The 17,045-nt window shown below is 73.3% G+C and carries 16 protein-coding genes; 13 read left to right on the forward strand and 3 right to left on the reverse strand.

Annotated features, from left to right (window positions below):
- The first annotated feature begins 64 nt into the window (after positions 1-64).
- Positions 65-598 (forward strand): hypothetical protein, encoded by a 534-nt coding sequence (locus DEI82_RS05115; protein ID WP_111035982.1) that lies wholly within the window; start codon positions 65-67, stop codon positions 596-598.
- A 10-nt stretch (positions 599-608) separates the two neighbouring features.
- Here DEI82_RS05115 and DEI82_RS05120 read toward each other — a convergent pair whose 3' ends face one another.
- Positions 609-1,031 (reverse strand): PPOX class F420-dependent oxidoreductase, encoded by a 423-nt coding sequence (locus tag DEI82_RS05120; RefSeq protein WP_111011478.1) that lies wholly within the window; start codon positions 1,029-1,031, stop codon positions 609-611.
- 111 nt (positions 1,032-1,142) lie between these two features.
- Here DEI82_RS05120 and DEI82_RS05125 point away from each other — a divergent pair, with 111 nt between their 5' ends.
- From DEI82_RS05125 to rlmN, 5 genes are all read left to right on the forward strand, one after another.
- Complete coding sequence (locus DEI82_RS05125) at positions 1,143-2,084, forward strand: NADP-dependent oxidoreductase (RefSeq protein ID WP_111011469.1); 942 nt, start codon at positions 1,143-1,145, stop codon at positions 2,082-2,084.
- Positions 2,085-2,281: 197 nt separating this feature from the next.
- Complete coding sequence (locus DEI82_RS05130) at positions 2,282-4,759, forward strand: glycosyltransferase (protein ID WP_146242831.1); 2,478 nt, start codon at positions 2,282-2,284, stop codon at positions 4,757-4,759.
- 264 nt (positions 4,760-5,023) lie between these two features.
- Complete coding sequence (locus DEI82_RS05135; RefSeq protein WP_111035984.1) at positions 5,024-6,502, forward strand: mannitol dehydrogenase family protein; 1,479 nt, start codon at positions 5,024-5,026, stop codon at positions 6,500-6,502.
- A gap of 251 nt (positions 6,503-6,753) precedes the next feature.
- Positions 6,754-7,662, forward strand: coding sequence for a hypothetical protein (locus DEI82_RS05140; RefSeq protein ID WP_111035985.1), 909 nt, complete (start codon positions 6,754-6,756; stop codon positions 7,660-7,662).
- A 235-nt stretch (positions 7,663-7,897) separates the two neighbouring features.
- Complete coding sequence (gene rlmN, locus DEI82_RS05145) at positions 7,898-9,148, forward strand: 23S rRNA (adenine(2503)-C(2))-methyltransferase RlmN (RefSeq protein WP_111035986.1); 1,251 nt, start codon at positions 7,898-7,900, stop codon at positions 9,146-9,148.
- Positions 9,149-9,338: 190 nt separating this feature from the next.
- Here the strand turns inward: rlmN and DEI82_RS05150 are convergent, their stop codons facing one another.
- The gene (locus DEI82_RS05150; RefSeq protein WP_111012765.1) at positions 9,339-9,917 is read right to left on the reverse strand and encodes a TetR/AcrR family transcriptional regulator; all 579 of its coding nucleotides are present in this window, start codon (positions 9,915-9,917) and stop codon (positions 9,339-9,341) included.
- Positions 9,918-10,014: 97 nt separating this feature from the next.
- On the opposite strand from DEI82_RS05150, the gene DEI82_RS05155 reads away from it, so the two are divergent.
- The 4 genes from DEI82_RS05155 to solA all read left to right on the forward strand — a co-directional run bounded on the left by DEI82_RS05155 (position 10,015) and on the right by solA (position 14,234).
- Positions 10,015-10,896 carry an NAD-dependent epimerase/dehydratase family protein gene (locus tag DEI82_RS05155; RefSeq protein WP_111035987.1) on the forward strand — a complete coding sequence of 294 codons (882 nt, stop codon included), beginning with the start codon at positions 10,015-10,017 and terminating at the stop codon, positions 10,894-10,896.
- A 257-nt stretch (positions 10,897-11,153) separates the two neighbouring features.
- Positions 11,154-12,134, forward strand: a complete 981-nt coding sequence (locus DEI82_RS05160; RefSeq protein ID WP_111008473.1) for a sugar phosphate isomerase/epimerase — start codon at positions 11,154-11,156, stop codon at positions 12,132-12,134.
- Positions 12,131-13,084, forward strand: coding sequence for a 3-hydroxyacyl-CoA dehydrogenase family protein (locus tag DEI82_RS05165; RefSeq protein ID WP_111035988.1), 954 nt, complete (start codon positions 12,131-12,133; stop codon positions 13,082-13,084). Before DEI82_RS05160 ends, DEI82_RS05165 begins: the two co-directional genes overlap by 4 nt.
- Before the next feature lie 10 nt (positions 13,085-13,094).
- The gene (gene solA / locus DEI82_RS05170; RefSeq protein WP_111035989.1) at positions 13,095-14,234 is read left to right on the forward strand and encodes an N-methyl-L-tryptophan oxidase; all 1,140 of its coding nucleotides are present in this window, start codon (positions 13,095-13,097) and stop codon (positions 14,232-14,234) included.
- Positions 14,235-14,257: 23 nt separating this feature from the next.
- Here the strand turns inward: solA and DEI82_RS05175 are convergent, their stop codons facing one another.
- Positions 14,258-15,142, reverse strand: coding sequence for an oxidoreductase (locus DEI82_RS05175; RefSeq protein ID WP_258371967.1), 885 nt, complete (start codon positions 15,140-15,142; stop codon positions 14,258-14,260).
- Between the two features lie 66 nt (positions 15,143-15,208).
- Here DEI82_RS05175 and DEI82_RS05180 point away from each other — a divergent pair, with 66 nt between their 5' ends.
- The 3 genes from DEI82_RS05180 to DEI82_RS16460 all read left to right on the forward strand — a co-directional run bounded on the left by DEI82_RS05180 (position 15,209) and on the right by DEI82_RS16460 (position 17,012).
- Positions 15,209-15,814, forward strand: coding sequence for an LppP/LprE family lipoprotein (locus DEI82_RS05180; protein ID WP_111035991.1), 606 nt, complete (start codon positions 15,209-15,211; stop codon positions 15,812-15,814).
- Complete coding sequence (locus DEI82_RS16455) at positions 15,811-16,494, forward strand: hypothetical protein (RefSeq protein ID WP_258371968.1); 684 nt, start codon at positions 15,811-15,813, stop codon at positions 16,492-16,494. Before DEI82_RS05180 ends, DEI82_RS16455 begins: the two co-directional genes overlap by 4 nt.
- Before the next feature lie 92 nt (positions 16,495-16,586).
- Entirely contained in the window at positions 16,587-17,012 is a 426-nt protein-coding gene (locus tag DEI82_RS16460) for a RidA family protein (protein ID WP_258371969.1), read from the forward strand.
- Positions 17,013-17,045: the final 33 nt, after the last annotated feature.

Raw genomic sequence — 17,045 nt, forward strand, 5'->3', positions numbered from 1 at the left:
ACCGGTCCGGCGGCCCGGCTCCGCGCACGGCCGCCGCGTGGGACGTGTGGACGTAGAGTGGGGGATGGCCGTCCAGACCGCAACGATCATCGCGCTCGTCGGTGCCGGTGCCACGGGCCTCCTCGACGAACTCGGTGCACTCCGCGGGGTCGACGCCCTCCGACTCGGCGAGGCGGACGCCAACGGCACCGCGCGGATCAGCGCATCGAACGGGACGTACGTCGTCCACGACGCCGACCCCCTGGCGCACGTCGCCGCCGCGTGGGTCGAGTTCTTCGACGACCGCAGCACGCTCGGCACGCTCGAGCTCGAGGTCGAGACGGCGCTCGCCGCCTTCGCCGCGGGCCACCGCGTCATGCCGGACTACTACGTCGTGCTCGACCCGGAGTCCGTCGAGGGCACCTGGCGGCACTGGTGGTTCGGGGCGCTCGCCGTCGAGGGACCGCGACGGGTGCTGCCCGAGCCGGCATCGGCCTCGGCGATCCGGAAGCGGCTCGGACGGCTCCCGATGGCACCGCGCTGGAAGGACCCGGCGGCCTGGCTGCCCGACCTGCGGTTCACGATCCCGGACCGCACGGGTCTCGCGGGACTCGGCTGAGCGATGTCCGTCAGGTCGTCGGCTGGTCGTTGTCCTTCATCGCGCCCCAGCCCGTCCACCGGTCGATCTCGATGACGCCCGTGGTGCGCGGCCGGACCTGGTCCGGGTAGGCGCCGCCCGTGTAGTGGGTCGAGATGCGGTCGATGTCCCGGAGGCCCTCGTCGGCGTACAACTCGACGACCCGGCCGATCAGGGTGACGTGGGTGTACCAGTCGCCCTCGGCGAGGACCGTCAGGCTGACGCGCTGGTCACGCCGCAGGTGCTTGAGGCGCACACGGCTGTCGTCCATGCTCACGAGGACCCGGCCGTCCTGCCACAGGTACCAGGTGGCCGCGGTGACGGGCGTGCCGTCCGACCGCAGGGTGGCGATGACGGCGGGGTTCGGCTGCTGGAGCATCGCGACGGCGTCGTCGGGGAGCGGTGGCAGGGACATGTGGTCTCCGTTCGTCGTGGGATCGTCCCCGTCATCCTCGCAGCCGCGCCCTCGACGTCCGGTCGGGCCGCCGCTGGGTGTGGAGGACCGTGGCCGCGGTAGACCTGGGGCATGCGAGTCATCGGAGTGCAGGAGTTCGGAGGGCCCGAGGCCCTCGCCGTCCACGAGGTCCCGGAGCCGCACGCCGGCCCGGGCGAGGTCCGGATCGGGGTGCGGGCGTTCGCCGTCAACCCGACCGACGCCGGCGTTCGTGGTGGCGGACGCGACCTCGGCGGTGCGCAGCCCCCCTACGTGCCCGGCATGGACGCGGCCGGCATCGTGGACGAGGTGGGCGAGGGCGTCGACCAGTGGCAGACGGGTGACGAGGTCATGGCGATCGCGCTGCCGCTGCGCGAGCACGGGGGAGCGTACGTCGAGCACCTCGTCGCCGCGCCGGACTCGATCGCCCGGATCCCCGCGGGTGTCGGCTTCGAGCAAGCCAGCACGCTCCCGATGAACGGGCTGACGGCCGTGCGGATCCTCGAGCTCATGCACCTCGAGCCCGGCCAGACCCTGATGGTGACCGGAGCCGCCGGGACCCTCGGCACGTACCTCGTGCCGCTCGCGAAGCAGGCCGGACTCGTCGTGATCGCCGACGCCGCCGAGAAGGACCGTGCGCTCGTCGAGTCGCTCGGTCCCGACCACGTCGTCGAACGCGGGGACGGGGTGGTCGACCGGATCCGGGCGATCGTGCCCGACGGGGTCGACGGTCTCGCGGACACCGCGCTCTTGCACGAGCAGGTCGTCCCCGCGATCCGCGACGGGGGCGTCTTCGTCGCCGTGCGCGGCTGGCCGGGCAACGGCGAACGGGGCATCCGGTTCGAGCGCGTCATGGTGTTCGACGAGTACCACTCCGGACACAAGCTCGACCGGCTCCGGCAGGACGTCGAGGACGGCCTGCTCACCCTGCGCGTCGCCGAGGTCCTGCCCGCCGCGGACCCGGAGTCGGCCCGCGACGCCCACCGGCGCATGGAGGCCGGGGGCGTCCGTGGACGGTTCGTGCTCGTCTGGTGACACCGGGCCGGGAGGCGGTGCGAGCGCGGGTGGGCGGGGGCGCGGTCCTCGTCGTACCCGCGCCGTCGCCGTGATGACGCGGCTCGGTGCGTCCGGGTGACCGAACGGGTGAACCCGGGCGGGACGCATCCCCGACGGCCGGCGGGAGGCCGTCGGCCGCGGACCGGAGCGTGACGGCGGCGGCCTAGCGTCGGCGGGTGGCCCCGTTCCTCCCGACCGACAGCAGACGAGTCATGGCGATCCGGCGGCTCGTCGGGTTCGCGGTGCTCCCCGTCGTCGGCGGGCTCGCACCACTCGTCGCGGTCCCCGCGATCGCCGCGCGGTTCGGTGCGGAGGGGTGGCGCGACGTCGCGGTCGGGCAGTCGATCGGGGCGGCCGCGGCGGTCGTCGTCGAGCTCGGTTGGGGGATCAGCGGGCCGCAGCGGTCCGCCCGTCAGTCGCTCGGCAACCTCCGTCGCTCGGTCGGGCTCGCACTCGTGACCCAGGCGCTCGTCCTGCTGCCGGTGACCGCGGGTGTCTGGGTCGTCGCGCACCTGGTATCTGTCGGTGCTCCCGCGCTCGTCGGCTGGATCGGCACCGCGGGGGCACTCGGTTCGGTCAACGTCGTCTGGTGCTGGATCGGCCTCGGGCGGCCGGGGCCGATCCTCTGGGCGGACACACTGCCCCGCACGCTGCCCGTCGTCGTCGCCGCGGTCGCCCTCGCTGCCGGTGCGCCGCTGTGGGTGTTCCCCCTCGCCCTGGTCGTCAGCGGACTCGTGCCGGTCGTGCTCGGGACGACGCTGCTCGGCATCGGACCGGCGACCCTGCGACAGCTCACCCCGCGGCTCGTCGTGCGCGCCGTCCGGATCCAGCTGCAACCGCTCCTCGGACGCGTGCTCAGCGCGACCTACATCAGCGTCCCGATCACGCTCGCCGGCGTCAGTGCGCCCGGGGCCGTCGCGGTGTTCGCCGCCGCGGACCGGCTCCAGCGATGGGCGCTCACCGCGCTCAAGGCCCTGCCGACCGCACTCCAGGGGTGGGTGGGTGGCCCCGCCGATCCGGACCGGCGGATCCGACGGGCCTGGGTCGCGCTCTGGGGGAACGTCGGCGTCGGGGTCCTCGTCGGCGCTGGGTTCGTCGTCGTGGTCCCCGCGGTCTCGCGCGCGTTCTTCGCCGGCGTCGCCACCGTCGCGCCCGACCTCGCCGTGCTGAGCGGCCTGCTCGTCGTCGTCGTCACGACATCGCGGGCCACCGGTGGCCTGGTGCTCGTGGCGCTCCGCGGGGTCCCCGCGATCACCCTGAGCGCCGCCGCCGGATGCCTGGTCGGGGTGCCCGGGGTGCTCGTCCTCGCCCGCGTCGACGGTGCGCGCGGAGCGATGCTCGGGGTGCTCTCCGCCGAGGCCGCGGTGCTCGCCGTGCAGGTCGTCGCCGTCGTCGTGCTCGATCGGCGGCGGCGACGGCGCGTCCGGCGGGCCACATCGGTCCTCCGCGTCGCACACGTCCGCGTCGACGACCCCGCCTACCCGCGGAACGCCCGCGTGCGCCACCACCTGCGTGCGGCGGGGTTCACGGTGGACGTCGTCCGGCGCCACAGGGGCGGGAGCGTCATCGGACGGATGACCCGCGACGCCCGCACGGTGCTCGGGCTCCGTGGGTACGACGTCCACCTCCTCGCCGAGATGTCGCTCGTCGTCGCGCCGCTCGTCGCACTCGTCGCGCGGCTCCGCGGCGGGGTCGTCGTCGTCGATCGGTTCGTCGGGCAGTACGAGACGGACATCGACGACCACGGACTGGCCGCCCCGCGGTCACTCCGCGCCCTCCGCTGCCGGGTCGTCGATCGCCTGGCCGAACGCTCCGCCGACGTGCTGCTCATCGACACCGAGGTGCGGGCCGCGGCGCTCCGGGAACGGGTGCCGGCGCGGACGGCCGTGCTGAGCCTCCCGGTCGGGGCGCCGGCGTGGGCGGTCCCGCCGACGGTTACGCCGGCGGAGGCTGGCGCCAAGGCCGTGTCGCGCGCCGACGTTGCTGCCGGCGCTGCTGCCGGCGTTGCTGCCGGCATTGCTGCCGGCGCGGGCGCCGGCGCTGCCGCTGAGGCCGGCACGTTGCCCTCGGGTCGCGCGGCCGCTGCGTCCGGGCCGCTCCGCGTGCTGTTCTACGGCCAGGACGTCCCGCTGCACGGCGTCCCGGTCATCGTGTCGGCGCTCGGCGAGGTCGGTCGTCCCATCCGCGCGACGTTCGTGTCGTACGCCTCCGTCCTCGAGCGGATCCGCGCACAGCTCCACGACGAGGGCGACCGCGTCGACGCGACCCTGCTCGAACCCGTGCCGGCAGAGGAGCTCGCCACGGTCATCGCCAACCACGACGTCGTCCTCGGGGTGTTCGGCACGTCGGACAAGGCCCGGTCCGTGATCCCGAACAAGGTGTGGCAGGGGCTCGCGTGCGGGCGGACCGTCATCACGGCGGCGAGCCCGGCGCTCGCGGAACTCCGCCCACTCGTCGGTCCTCAGCTGGTCGAGGTGCCGCCGGGCGACGCCGAGGCGTTGGCCGGTGCCCTGCGCGCGGTCGTCGACGGCCCGGTGCTCTCGGACGGTCCGTGGGTCGGCACGGCCGAGCGGCTCGAGGCGTACGCCGCCGCGAGGCACGAACGGTTCGCCGCGCTCCTCCGCCAGCGGTGTGCGGCGCGTGCGGGAGCCTGAGGTGCGACGACCCGGCGGGTGCGCGCGCGGACGACGACCCGGCGGGTGCGCGCGCGGACGACGACCCGGCGGGTGCGCGCGCGGACGACGACCTGGCGGGTGCGCGCGCGGACGACGAGGGCGCCGCCAGACGACAGCGCAGTCGTCGTCCATGCGCGCACGTCCGAGTCGGCCCGACCCGTGCCACCACTCCCGCAGACGCCACCACCGGTCGTACAGTGACGGGAGGGGCGTGCGACGGAGCGCGCCACGGGAGGACCCCACATGACCACGCTCAGCAACGCCACCCTCGACACGCTCACCGGCGTCGCCGTGCCCACCTACGACCGGAGCGCCGTCACGACCGGCATCGTCCACTTCGGCCTCGGCAACTTCCACCGGGCGCACCAGGCGATGTACGTCGACCGGCTCATGAACGCCGGGGGAGAGCTGTGCTGGGGGATCACCGGCGTCGGGGTCATGCCGCGCGACGCCGAGATGCGCGACGCGCTCGACTCTCAGGACCACCTGTACACGCTCGTGCTCAAGCACCCCGACGGGACCCTGGAGCCCCGTGTCATCGGCTCCGTCGCGGACTTCCTGTACGCCCCGGACGACCCGGAGGCCGTGCTCGCCCTGATGGCCGCGCCCACCACGCGCATCGTGTCCCTGACCGTCACCGAGGGCGGTTACAACATCGACCACGTCACGGGGCAGTTCGTCCTCGACGCCCCGGCGATCGCCGCGGACCTGACGCCCGGGGCGACGCCGACGACGATGTTCGGGTTCATCACCGAGGCCCTGCACCGCCGCCACGACGGGGGCATCCCGCCGTTCACCGTGATGTCGTGCGACAACATCCAGGGCAACGGCGACACCGCCCGGCAGACCATCGTCGCGTTCGCCACCGCGAAGGACCCGGAGCTCGGCGCGTGGATCGAGCGGCACGTGTCGTTCCCGAACTCCATGGTCGACCGGATCACCCCGGTCACCACGGATGCCGACCGGGCGATGGTCCGGGACGAGTTCGGCATCGACGACGCCTGGCCCGTCGTCGCGGAGCCCTTCGAGCAGTGGGTGCTCGAGGACCGGTTCACCCTGCGCCGTCCGCTGTACGAGACGGCCGGCGTGCAGGTCGTCGAGGACGTCGTGCCCTACGAGCTCATGAAGCTCCGCCTGCTCAACGCCTCGCACCAGGCGATGGCCTACTTCGGCCTCCTGTCCGGACACACCTACGCGCACGAGGCCGCGACCGACCCGCTGATCGCCCGGCTCCTCGAGCGCTACATGGACGAGGAGGCGACGCCCACGCTCGACCCCGTGCCGGGCATCGACCTCGACCAGTACAAGGCGACGCTCATGGAGCGGTTCGGCAACCCCGCGATCCTCGACACGCTCGCGCGGCTGGCCGCCGAGTCGTCGGACCGGATCCCGAAGTGGCTGCTGCCGGTGGTGCGCGCCGACCTGGAGGCGGGCCTCCCCATCGATTTGTCGGCCGCGGTCGTCGCCAGCTGGGCCCGGTACGCCGAGGGGGTCGGCGAGCACGGCGAGCGGTTCGAGGTCGTCGACCAGCTCCGCGACGTCCTCATGCCGGCGGCGGCGCAGCAGCGGTCGGACGACCTCGCGTTCCTGCGCAACCGGGACGTGTTCGGGGACCTCGTCGACGACGAGCGGTTCACGGCGCCCTACCGTCGCAGCCTCGGCACCCTCTGCTCCGCCGGTGCGCAGGCGGCGCTCGACGAGGTCCTGTCGGTCCGCCGCTGACGCGGCCCGTTCCCGCCTGCCCCGTCCCGTCGCGCCCGCCCGCTCTGCCCGTCCCGCCGCCCAAGAAGCCGCTGGTTCTCGACAGATCCGCTGTCGGACGACACCGACATCGTCGCCACATCCGCACGCATCTCGTGCGCCTGCATGCAGCGACGACGCGGCGGTCGTTCAACACCAGATCGGTCGTTCCGGACGGGAGGCCCGGTGCGCCTCCGCCCCGCCGCTCCCGGCCGCCGTGCCACACTGGCGCGATGCGGTGGACGGGGGACGTCGAGCGGGGTGCGTGGTTGGTGGCCCGGCTCGGCCGGTGGGCGAGCGTCGGCGGTGTCGTCGGGGACGGTTGGGAGGCCTACGCCCGGGTCCTGCATCCCATGGGGGCCGTCCGGACCGAGTACCGGGACGACGACCCGGCGGAGCATCCCCGCGACCCGTGGACCTGGTCCGAGGTCGCGCGGCGCCTCAGGGTGCCGCTGACCCCGCTCACCTCGTCGACCGTGCTGCTCGGCGAGGACGAACACGGCGAGGACGAGCACGGCCGCGAACTGCCGGACGGGTGGAGCGTCGAGCCGCCGGTGCAGGGCGGACTCGAGCCGCGCCTCCTGGCTGCGCTCACGTCGTCGCTCCGCGCGGCGACGACGACCCCGGACGCGGTGACGGTCGGGGTCTGGAGCGGGTGGGGCGCGCTGAACCGGGACTTCGGTTTCGCCGGCGTCGGCTATCTGGGAGAGCTGCCCTCGGCTGAGCAGCGGGCGGCGGACCTACGCGAGGCGGAGGCCGGTCGTCTCGAGCAGTTCGAAATCGACGTGTCGTCCGAGGTGTCGGCGGCGATCCAGGGCGGACCACTCCTCGAGGCGCCGTGGCGAGAGTACGTGCTGCTCACGGGCAGCGTCGCGGAGCTCGCCGACCCCGACTGGGGCTTCGACGCCAGGATCGGGTGGAGGCGGAGCGTGTGGGGCGCCACTCGGTGGCCGATGCCGCAACTCATCTGGCCGGCGGACCGAGCATGGGTCGTCGCGTCGGAGATCGACTTGGACTCGACGATCGTCGGCGGCTCCCGGGCGCTGGTCGATGCGGTCCTGGCCGACGAGCGGTTCGAGGCGTTCGAGGTCCATCCGGATGACGTCCCTGCGGCCGGTCCGTCGGGCAGCGGAATGGACTGATCCGGGGCGTTCCCGCGGCGATTCCCGCGTCGACGACGGGTCGGCCGGCGACGGAACCGCTGTCGTTCGACGTCCACACCGTCGGTGGTTGCGGAAGCACCGGATGTGGGCGTATCAGCCGACCTTGCCGTTGTCGGACGACGCCGGGGGTGGCGGAAACAGGCGGACCGGCCGGGGCGGGGGCAGCAGGACGCCCGGACTGTCGGAAACGACCGGGGTCCCGTAGAATCGCCCGATGCCCTCCGACCTCCGCACCCCCGGCCTCCGCCCCGCGACCGTGAGCACGGAGGCCGCCCGCCCCCAGGTCCGTCCGACGACCGAGGGCTGGAAGCAGCAGCTCGACCCGACGGGCCGCCCGCTGCTGCAGTTCGCGTCGCCGAAGCGCGGCAAGCCGCCGGTGCACCTCGCGGACCTGACGGCCGAGGAGCGCATCGCCCGCGTCAAGGAGCTCGGCCTGCCGGGCTTCCGGGCGAAGCAGCTCATGACGCACTACTTCACGCACTACACCTCGGACCCGGCGGCGATGACGGACCTGCCCGCCGCCGGACGCGAGGAGCTCGTCGCCGGACTGCTGCCGCCCCTCCTGACGGAGGCCCGGCGCCTGACGACCGACAAGGGCGACACGATCAAGTTCCTGTGGAAGCTGCACGACGGCGCCCTCGTCGAGTCGGTGCTCATGCGGTACCCGGGGCGGATCACGCTGTGCGTGTCGTCGCAGGCCGGCTGCGGGATGAACTGCCCGTTCTGTGCCACGGGGCAGAACGGCTTGACGCGCAACATGTCGACCGCCGAGATCGTCGAGCAGATCGTCCGGGCGAACGCGGCGCTGGCGGCGGGGGAGCTCGCGGGTGCCCCGACCCGTGGCGGCCAGGACCGAACCGACCCCGAGCGCGTCACGAACATCGTGTTCATGGGCATGGGGGAGCCGCTCGCGAACTACAAGCGCGTGATGGACGCCGTGCGCATCATGGTCGCACCGCAGCCGAACGGCCTCGGCATGAGCGCCCGGCACATCACCGTGTCGACGGTCGGACTCGTGCCCGCGATCGACAAGCTCGCCGACGAGGGCATCCCCCTCACGTTCGCGCTCTCCCTGCACGCGCCCGACGACGAGCTCCGCGACGAGATGATCCCGGTCAACTCCCGCTGGAAGGTCGACGAGGCCATCGACGCCGCGTACCGCTACTTCCAGAAGACGGGCCGTCGGGTGTCGATCGAGTACGCGCTCATCAAGGACATGAACGACCACGCCTGGCGCGCCGACCTGCTCGCGCACAAGCTCAACCAGCGCGGCCACGGCTGGGTCCACGTCAACCCGATCCCGCTCAACCCGACGCCCGGCTCCGTGTGGACGGCGTCCGAGCGCGACGTGACGGACGAGTTCGTGCGGCGCCTCAACGACGCCGGCATCCCGACGACGCTCCGCGACACCCGCGGCAAGGAGATCGACGGCGCCTGCGGGCAGCTCGCCGCCGCCGACGCGTAGGACGACCGCCCGCCGGCGGCGACCGCCCACCGGCCGGGAGGCGCGGTGCGGGCTGGTGCCGTCCCTCCCGTCCGACGTCCGGTGCGGGGTGCGCTCGCCGACGACAACGGGACATGCGCCCGCATGCGCACTCGTCGTCGGCGTGCGCACGTGCGGCGCGCGCACTCGCGCTGGGGCTCCGGCCGCAGCGTCAGCCGAGTGACGCCGTCGCGGCCCGGAGGTCCTCGAGCGCGGCGAGCGCGTGCGGCGCGAGCCCGGCATCGTCGTCGCGCGGACCCTCGACCCAGCGGCTGTAGCCCTGCTTGAACGCGAGCAGACCCATCTCGGCCGCGAGGTGCGCGGTGGCGGCCGGGACACCGCGGGCGACGAGCGCGTCCGTCATGGCGACGGCGAGCCCGACGCTCTTCAGCGCGTCCCGTCCCTGCAGCTCCGCGCTCGCGGCGACGGCGGCCCGGAGCCGAGGCCCGATGTCGCGGTTCATCGGCCCCATCTCGTCCGAGGCGCGTGCGAGCCCGGCTGCGACGGCCTCGAGCGGGGACGCGTCCGCGGGCGCGGCGGCGATGCCCTCGGCGAGCAGGGTGCTCAGGGTCTCCTGCCCGGCGACGAGGAGTTCGCGCTTGTCCGGGAAGTACCGGAAGAAGGTGCTCTTGGTGACGCCGGCACGTTCGGCGATCTGCGCGACTGTCGTCTCGTCGTAGCCCTGCTCGGTGAACAGGTCGACGGCCGCGAGGACGAGTCGGTCCCGCGCTCCCGGTTCCCATCGCGCCATGCCATTCATCCTACGGCTCCGAGTCCGTGATGGGACAGTTATCCCATCACGGTGCTACGGTGATGGGACAACAGTCTCATCACCCGGAGGAGTCCTCATGCACGTCTTCGTCACCGGCGGCACCGGCACGATCGGCACGCCCGTCGTCGCCGAGCTGCTCGCCAACGGCCACACCGTCCTCGCCCTCGCTCGCTCCGAGGCCTCCGCCGCCACGCTCGAGCAGGCCGGCGCCAGCACGATCCGGGGGAGCATCGCCGACCTCGACGTCCTCCGGACCGCGGCCGGGCAGGTCGATGGCGTGATCAGCCTGGCGTTCAGCCGCGACTACGGGTCGACCGAGTCGCTGCAGCAGGGCATGGCCGAGGAGACCGCGGCGATGACCACGCTCGCCGACGCGCTCGTGGGCAGCGACCGTCCGCTCGTCGTCGTCTCCGGGACGCCGTGGGCGGAGGGCCGCCCGTCCACCGAGGAGGACCCGCTGCCGACCGACGGACCCGTCGGCGGGCGCGGCATCACCGTGAACGCGATCCTCGGGTACGCCGACCGGGGTGTGCGGTCCTCGGCGATCCGCCTGGCCCGCACGGTGCACGCGAACGGGACGGGCGGGTTCGCCGGGCTCCTCACCGAGAACGCCAGGAGGACCGGCGTCGCGGGCTACCCGGGTGACGGCAGCCAGCGCTGGCCCGCCGTGCACGCCGCCGACGCCGCGGTGCTCTTCCGGCTGGCGCTCGAGTCCGCCCCGGCGGGGTCCGCGTGGCACGCCGTCGCCGACGAGGGTGACGCCGTGATCGACCTCGTCCGGGTGATCGGTCGGCGCCTCGGCCTTCCGGTCGAGCAGGTGCCCGACGAGACCTTCGGCCCGTTCGGACCGATCTTCGCGACGGACCAGCCGGCCTCGAGCGCGATCACCCGCAGGGCGCTCGGCTGGACCCCGACGCACCCGAGCGTGCTCGAGGACCTCGAGCTCGTGCAGCCCTGACCCCCTGGCGGCCGGGAGGGACGGGGCGGGCTGGCACCGTCCCTCCCGGCCGACCCGCCGCGGCCCCTGCACGTGCGCGCGCCGACGACAACTGCGCTGTCGCTGGCGCGCGCACTCGTCGTCGGCGCGCACCCGCGCGCGCCGACGACGACCGCGCGCGCACTCAGCCGAGACGCCCGGGTCCGGACGCCCGCGGTCACCACCGGAGTAACGTCGGCCCCGGTGTCGCCCGTGACGCCGATGTGCGAGGAGGCACCGTGGCCCGAGGACCAGACCGACCCGGAACCGAGCAGGACTGGGACCCCGCCACCTGGACCGCCGACACCTGGCCGATCGCCGTGTGTCTGCACGGGTTCCCACCGGTCGGCCGCGACGGCACCACGCTGCACGACGCCCCGATCGCGGTGTGGGACGACATCTTCGCCCAGATCGAGCGGGTGGGCTTCACGCTCGCCGAGATGGCCGACGACCGGATCCGCCCCGCCGACTACGACCCCGGCAAGCGTGACGAGCTCCTCGCCACCGCCAGGGAGCACGGCATCGGGATCCCCAGCGTGCACCTGCAGCGCCGGAGCGTCATCATGCCCGGGCACGAGGAGGAGAACCTCGCGTACGCGCACCGCACGATCGACGCCGCCGCCGCGTGGGGCATGCAGGTGTTCTCGACGGGGCTTCACCAGCCGTTCAGCGAGGCCCAGCGCAAGGCCCTGTGGTTCTGGACCGCGCCCGGGCCGAAGGACCCCGACGACCCGGAGGTCTGGGACCGCGCCGTCCGGTCGATCCGCGAACTCGGCAAGCACGCCGCCGACGTCGGGCTGCCCCTCGCGCTCGAGATGTACGAGGACACGTACCTCGGCACAGCCGAGAGCGCCGTCCGGTTCGTGGAGGCGGTGGGCCTCGACAACGTCGGCCTCAACCCCGACGTCGCGAACCTCATCCGCCTGCACCGTCCCGTCGAGGACTGGCGCGAGGTGTTCTCCGCGACCCTGCCGTACGCGAACTACCTGCACGTCAAGAACTACACACGCGACGAGGCCGGCGACGGCTCCTGGGCGACGAGCGTCCCCTCGACGATGGAGACCGGCATCATCAACTACCGGCAGGTCCTGCGCGAGGCCGTGGACGTCGGGTTCCGCGGCATCATCATGACCGAGCAGTACGGCGGGGACAGCCTCGGCGTCTGCGCCACCAACCAGCGGTACATCCGCACCCTGCTGCCCCAGGAGGTCGCACGATGAGTCAGATCAGAGCCGCCGTCGTCGGATCCGGGTACATGGGTGGCGGGATCGCGCAGATGCTCGCGCTGTCCGGGGCCGAGGTCGCCCTCGCCGACGTCTCCGCCGAGATCGCCGCGAGCAACCACACACGCCTGCTCGACGAGGCTCGGCAGTTCGTCGCCGACGGGCTGTTCCCCGCCGACGCGGTCGAGCGCATCGCCGCGCTCGTCCACCCTGCCGAGTCCGTCGAGGCCGCCGTCGCCGACGCCGAGTTCATCGAGGAGGCCGTGCCCGAGAAGATCGAGATCAAGCACGCCACCCTCGCCCGGATCAGCGCAGCCGCGAGCCGGGAGGCGGTGATCGGCTCGAACACGTCGACCATCCGCATCAGCGCACTCGCCGAGGCCGTCGAGGGGCCCGAACGGTTCCTCGGCGTGCACTTCTCGAACCCCGCGCCGTTCATCCCCGGCGTCGAGATCATCCCGCACGAGACCACCACCGAGTCCGCGATCACGACCGCCGAGACGATCGTCCGCGCGACCGGCAAGCAGACCGCCCGGGTCAAGGACAGTGTCGGCTTCGTCCTCAACCGCCTGCAGTACGCGCTGTTCTCCGAGGCCGCGGACATCGCCGCCGAGGGCATCGCGAGCCCCGAGGACATCGACACCATCGTCCGGACCACGTTCGGCTTCCGGCTGCCCGTGTTCGGCCCGTTCGCGATCGCCGACATGGCGGGCCTGGACGTGTACGCGTTCTGCTACGCGTCCCTCCAGACCCGGTGGCCGGAGCGGTTCGCGACCCCGGAGTCGCTCGCCGCGCTCGTGGCCGAGGGCAAGTTCGGCACGAAGTCGGGCGCCGGCTATCTCGACGTCCCGGCCGACCGGACGCCGGAACTCGTCGCGTACCGGAACCGGGCGTACGTGGCGTTGCAGAAGCTGCTCGACGAGCTCGGCCCCGCACCGATCGACTGACCGGACCGCGATGGAGGAGTTCGACGTCGCCGTCGTGGGCGCCGGGGCGCTGGGCAGCGCCGCTGCCCACCACCTGGCACTCCGGGGTGCGACGGTGGTCCTGTTCGAACAGTTCGAGTTCGGTCACGTGCGCGGTGCCTCCCACGACACATCGAGGATCCTCCGCACCTCGTACGGGGACGAGGCCTACGTCCGGCTCGCGAAGTCGGCGTACCGGGACTGGGCCGAGCTGGAACGCGTCAGCGGCGAACGCCTCGTGACCACCACCGGCGGCGTCGTGTTCGTGCCACCGGGCAGTCCGTACCCCGTGACGGCCTTCACCGCGGCACTCACGGCGCAGGACCTGCCGTTCGAGCTCATGGACCGGGACGCGGTCGCCGCCCGATGGCCGCAGTTCGCCCTGCCCCCGGGAGTCGAGACCGTGTTCTCGCCCGACACCGGGATCGTCCCCGCGTCGCGCACCGTCGCGACGCTCCAGATGCAGGCACGGTCGCACGGTGCGGTGCTCCGCGACCGGACACGGGTCGAGGAGCTCCGACCCCAACCCGACGGAGTCGTGGTCATGACGACCGCGGGGACGGTCCGAGCGCGGAAGGTCGTCGTCGCCGCCGATGCGTGGACGAACGCGCTCATCGCGCCCCTCGGTGTCGAGGTCCCGCTCGTGACGATGCAGGAGCAGGTCACGTACTTCGGGCCGGACCGCCCCGAGGACTTCGGCGACGACCGGCTCCCCGTGTGGATCTGGGAAGACGAGCCCTGCTACTACGGGTTCCCGACCTACGGGGAGCCGACCGTCAAGGCGGGTCGAGACGCCTCCGACAACCGCATGACGCCCGGCGAGCGGACCTTCCGGCACTCCGAGGAGCTCCTGGACCAGCTGCGGACGTTCATGCGCGGGTTCCTGCCCGCCAGCGGCGCGGACGTCCGGACCATCACCTGCCAGTACACGCTGACGCCCGGCCGGCGGTTCGTGCTCGACGCGCTGCCGGAGCACCCGGACGTGCTCGTCGCGCTCGGGGCCGCACACGCGTTCAAGTTCACGCCGACGATCGGGCGGATCCTGGCGGAGCTCGCCCTCGATGGTCGGACCGATGACGACATCAGCGCCTTCCGGCTCCGGGATGTCCTGGCCCCCGTGCCGACCGCCTGACCGTCCGCGGCGGGCCTCCCGGGTCAGCCGGGCCCGTCGCTCGCGGCGGCGAGCAGCGGCACGACCACGTCGCTGACCGGGGTCGGGATGCCGTGCGTGCGGCCGAGCCGTGCCACGACCTCGTTCCGGACCCGCCACTCGAGCGGGCGGTCCGCGGCGCGGTCGGTGAGGATCGAGGTCCCGAGGTCCGCCGGCTGTGCGCGGAGGCCGTCGAGGACGTCCTGTGGGACGTCGTCGCCGAGGCGGGCGCCCGCTGCCTGCGCCACGGCGAGGCACTCGGCGAGGTAGTCGAGCGTCAGCCGGGCGACGTCCTCACGTCGGAACATCCCGGACCGCCGCCCGCTCAGCGCCATGAGCCCGGCGGCGGCGTTGTGGAGGAGCTTGCGCCACGCGACGGTCACGAAGTCCTCGGTGACGTCGACCGCGCACCGGGTGCCCTCGAGGACGTCGACCACCAACTGCGCCGCCGGCACGTCGGGGAGCGTGAGGCGCGGCGGTCGCCGCAGCGCCACCGTGCCGTCCGGCTCGGCCTGGGCGGGGAACCACACGACGGCCGGGAGGACCGTGCCCGCGACCCACGGACCGACGCTCGCCTCCTGCTCCACCCCGTTCTGCAGCACGCACACGACCGTGTCGGCGTGACCCAGTGCGGCGAGCCAGGGCCCGGCGGCCTCGATCTGGGTCGCCTTGACGGCGAGGAACACGACGTCGACGGGTCCCGACACCGTCGTCGGATCGGTGTGCACCTGCCCGGGGACGACGACGACCGCGCCGTCCGGGGTCCGGAGCCGGAGGTGCTCCCGCGGCGTCCGGCCGGCGAGCAGCGGGGTCCGACCGGCCTCGTGGAGCGCTGCTGCCACCGTCGTGCCGATCGCACCCGGGCCGACGATCGCGATGCTCGGGTCCATGGACTCCATCCTGGCGCTTCGGCGCACGGTCAGGACGCGCTCGGCGAGCGGGGCCAATGTGGAGGCATGCTCACACGACGTTCCTCGGGTCTGGTCCTCCTCGGCACGGCGCTCACCGTGGTGCTCGCCGGATGCTCGGGCGGGACCACCTCGCCGCACCCGAGCAGCACGGCGCGCACGGTCACGCACAGCACCCCGACACCGTCCGCCGCCCCCGCCTCGCCCAGCACCACGAGCACCCCGAGCGCGACGAGCACGTGCGGACCCGCGACGGGGCAAGCCGCCGCCGCGACGGGGATCGCGGCACTCCCGCTCCCGGTGAACCTGCGGGGAACGGCCCACTGGGACGCGGCGGGCGCTGACTACTCCGGGTACGACCCCTGCGCGCCGCTGTCGTGGTCGGTCGTGACCGTCTCTGGCTCCACGGCGAGCTCCCCGTACGCGATCCTGCTGTTCCACGACGGCACCTACCTCGGAACCGCGACGAAGGAGCAGTACGCGTTCCAGCCCACGGTCCGGCGGACCTCGTCGACGAGCATCGCCGTGACCTACCCGTACCCGCGGGGCAACGACTCCGACGCCGATCCGTCCGGCCGCGCGAACGCCACGTACACCTGGGACGCCGGTGCCGGGAAGGTCACGATGGCCGGCAGCACGCCTCCGGCGCAGTGAGTCAGCCCGTTTCCGACGTGCCGGTCGGCGAGCACCCCACGACGTCGGCGTCGCTCGCTGCAACGGCCCGGCGGCATCCGTCGACCATCGTGTTCAGCGTGCTCGCCGTCGTGTTCGCGGTCCTGACGGTCGTGCTGCTCGTCCGCATCCACGGCGTCCACTCGGACGCGTTCCCGCTCGCCCTGCGCGCCGGGGGTCTCGCCACCATCGCGTGCGCGGCCGGTGGCCCGTTGCGTCTGGTGCGACTCCGCCGGAGGGACGAGCGCGGGGCGCTGAGTGCCCGGCATCCGGGGATCGCCTTCGTCAGCGCGCTGGCGACCCCGACGACGAGGGACGAACTCACGGCGTGGGACCCGAGCGCCTCCGTCGCGTTTCCGTGCCAGCTCGCGTTCTCCCCGCGGGGGATCGCGCTCTGGGACACCGCGACCGACACGGAGGGCCGTCGCATCGCGGGGCGGGCCGAGGTGCTGTCGATCGAGCCGTTCCACACCCCGGACCACTCGTGGGAACAGTCGGAGCAGGGATGGGGCGTCGTGCTGCACCTCGCCCCACGCGACGGCGTGAGCACCAGCCGGTACACGGGCGTCGTGCACCTGCGGGTCGAGGACGCGCAGACGGAGCGCGACGAGTACGCGACGAAGCAGTCGATCCGGGCGATGGAGCGCGCGCTCGGCCGTTGACTACTCGGCGGCCCACGCCTCGTCCTGTGCAGGTGATCGAGCGGAAGGCCCGGTGCCGGACCACGCTGACGAGGAGCGAGGAGGATGGTCGCGTGAGCGAGACGACCGATCCGAAGACCGTGACGCTCATCCGGTCCGCGAGCCTCGCGCCGGGTGTCGACTACGCCTACGCCGCGACCGCTCCCGCCGACGCGCGGCTGGTGTTCCTGGCGGGGGCCTGTCCCCTCGACGAGACCGGCGCGACCGTCGCGCTCGGGGACCACGCCGGACAGGCTGCCAAGTGCGTCGAAAACATGGTGACGGCGCTCCGCGCGGCAGGCGCCGGCATCGAGGACGTCATCAGCACGCGGGTCATCGTCGCGTCGTCGCGGCAGGCGGACCTCATCGCTGCCTGGGACGTCGTGCGTGCCGCGTTCGGTGCCCACGACGTCCCGAGCACCCTGCTCGGCGTCACCGTGCTCGGGTACGACGGGCAGCTCGTCGAGATCGAGGCGGTCGCCGCGGTCCTCGATCGGTGACGTCCACGCGGCCGTTGCGCGCCGGTTCCATGG

Source organism: Curtobacterium sp. MCBD17_019 (assembly GCF_003234555.1).
Taxonomy (GTDB): Bacteria; Actinomycetota; Actinomycetes; order Actinomycetales; family Microbacteriaceae; genus Curtobacterium.

Bases quoted from the DNA above. Each gene is read 5' to 3' on its own strand.
- DEI82_RS05140 (WP_111035985.1), top strand. From the start codon at position 6,754: ATGCGGTGGACGGGGGACGTCGAGCGGGGTGCGTGGTTGGTGGCCCGG.
- solA (WP_111035989.1), top strand. From the start codon at position 13,095: ATGGAGGAGTTCGACGTCGCCGTCGTGGGCGCCGGGGCGCTGGGCAGC.
- DEI82_RS05175 (WP_258371967.1), bottom strand. From the start codon at position 15,142: ATGGACCCGAGCATCGCGATCGTCGGCCCGGGTGCGATCGGCACGACG.
- DEI82_RS05180 (WP_111035991.1), top strand. From the start codon at position 15,209: ATGCTCACACGACGTTCCTCGGGTCTGGTCCTCCTCGGCACGGCGCTC.
- DEI82_RS05155 (WP_111035987.1), top strand. From the start codon at position 10,015: ATGCACGTCTTCGTCACCGGCGGCACCGGCACGATCGGCACGCCCGTC.
- DEI82_RS05120 (WP_111011478.1), bottom strand. From the start codon at position 1,031: ATGTCCCTGCCACCGCTCCCCGACGACGCCGTCGCGATGCTCCAGCAG.
- DEI82_RS05115 (WP_111035982.1), top strand. From the start codon at position 65: ATGGCCGTCCAGACCGCAACGATCATCGCGCTCGTCGGTGCCGGTGCC.
- DEI82_RS05165 (WP_111035988.1), top strand. From the start codon at position 12,131: ATGAGTCAGATCAGAGCCGCCGTCGTCGGATCCGGGTACATGGGTGGC.
- DEI82_RS05135 (WP_111035984.1), top strand. From the start codon at position 5,024: ATGACCACGCTCAGCAACGCCACCCTCGACACGCTCACCGGCGTCGCC.
- rlmN (WP_111035986.1), top strand. From the start codon at position 7,898: ATGCCCTCCGACCTCCGCACCCCCGGCCTCCGCCCCGCGACCGTGAGC.
- DEI82_RS05125 (WP_111011469.1), top strand. From the start codon at position 1,143: ATGCGAGTCATCGGAGTGCAGGAGTTCGGAGGGCCCGAGGCCCTCGCC.
- DEI82_RS05150 (WP_111012765.1), bottom strand. From the start codon at position 9,917: ATGGCGCGATGGGAACCGGGAGCGCGGGACCGACTCGTCCTCGCGGCC.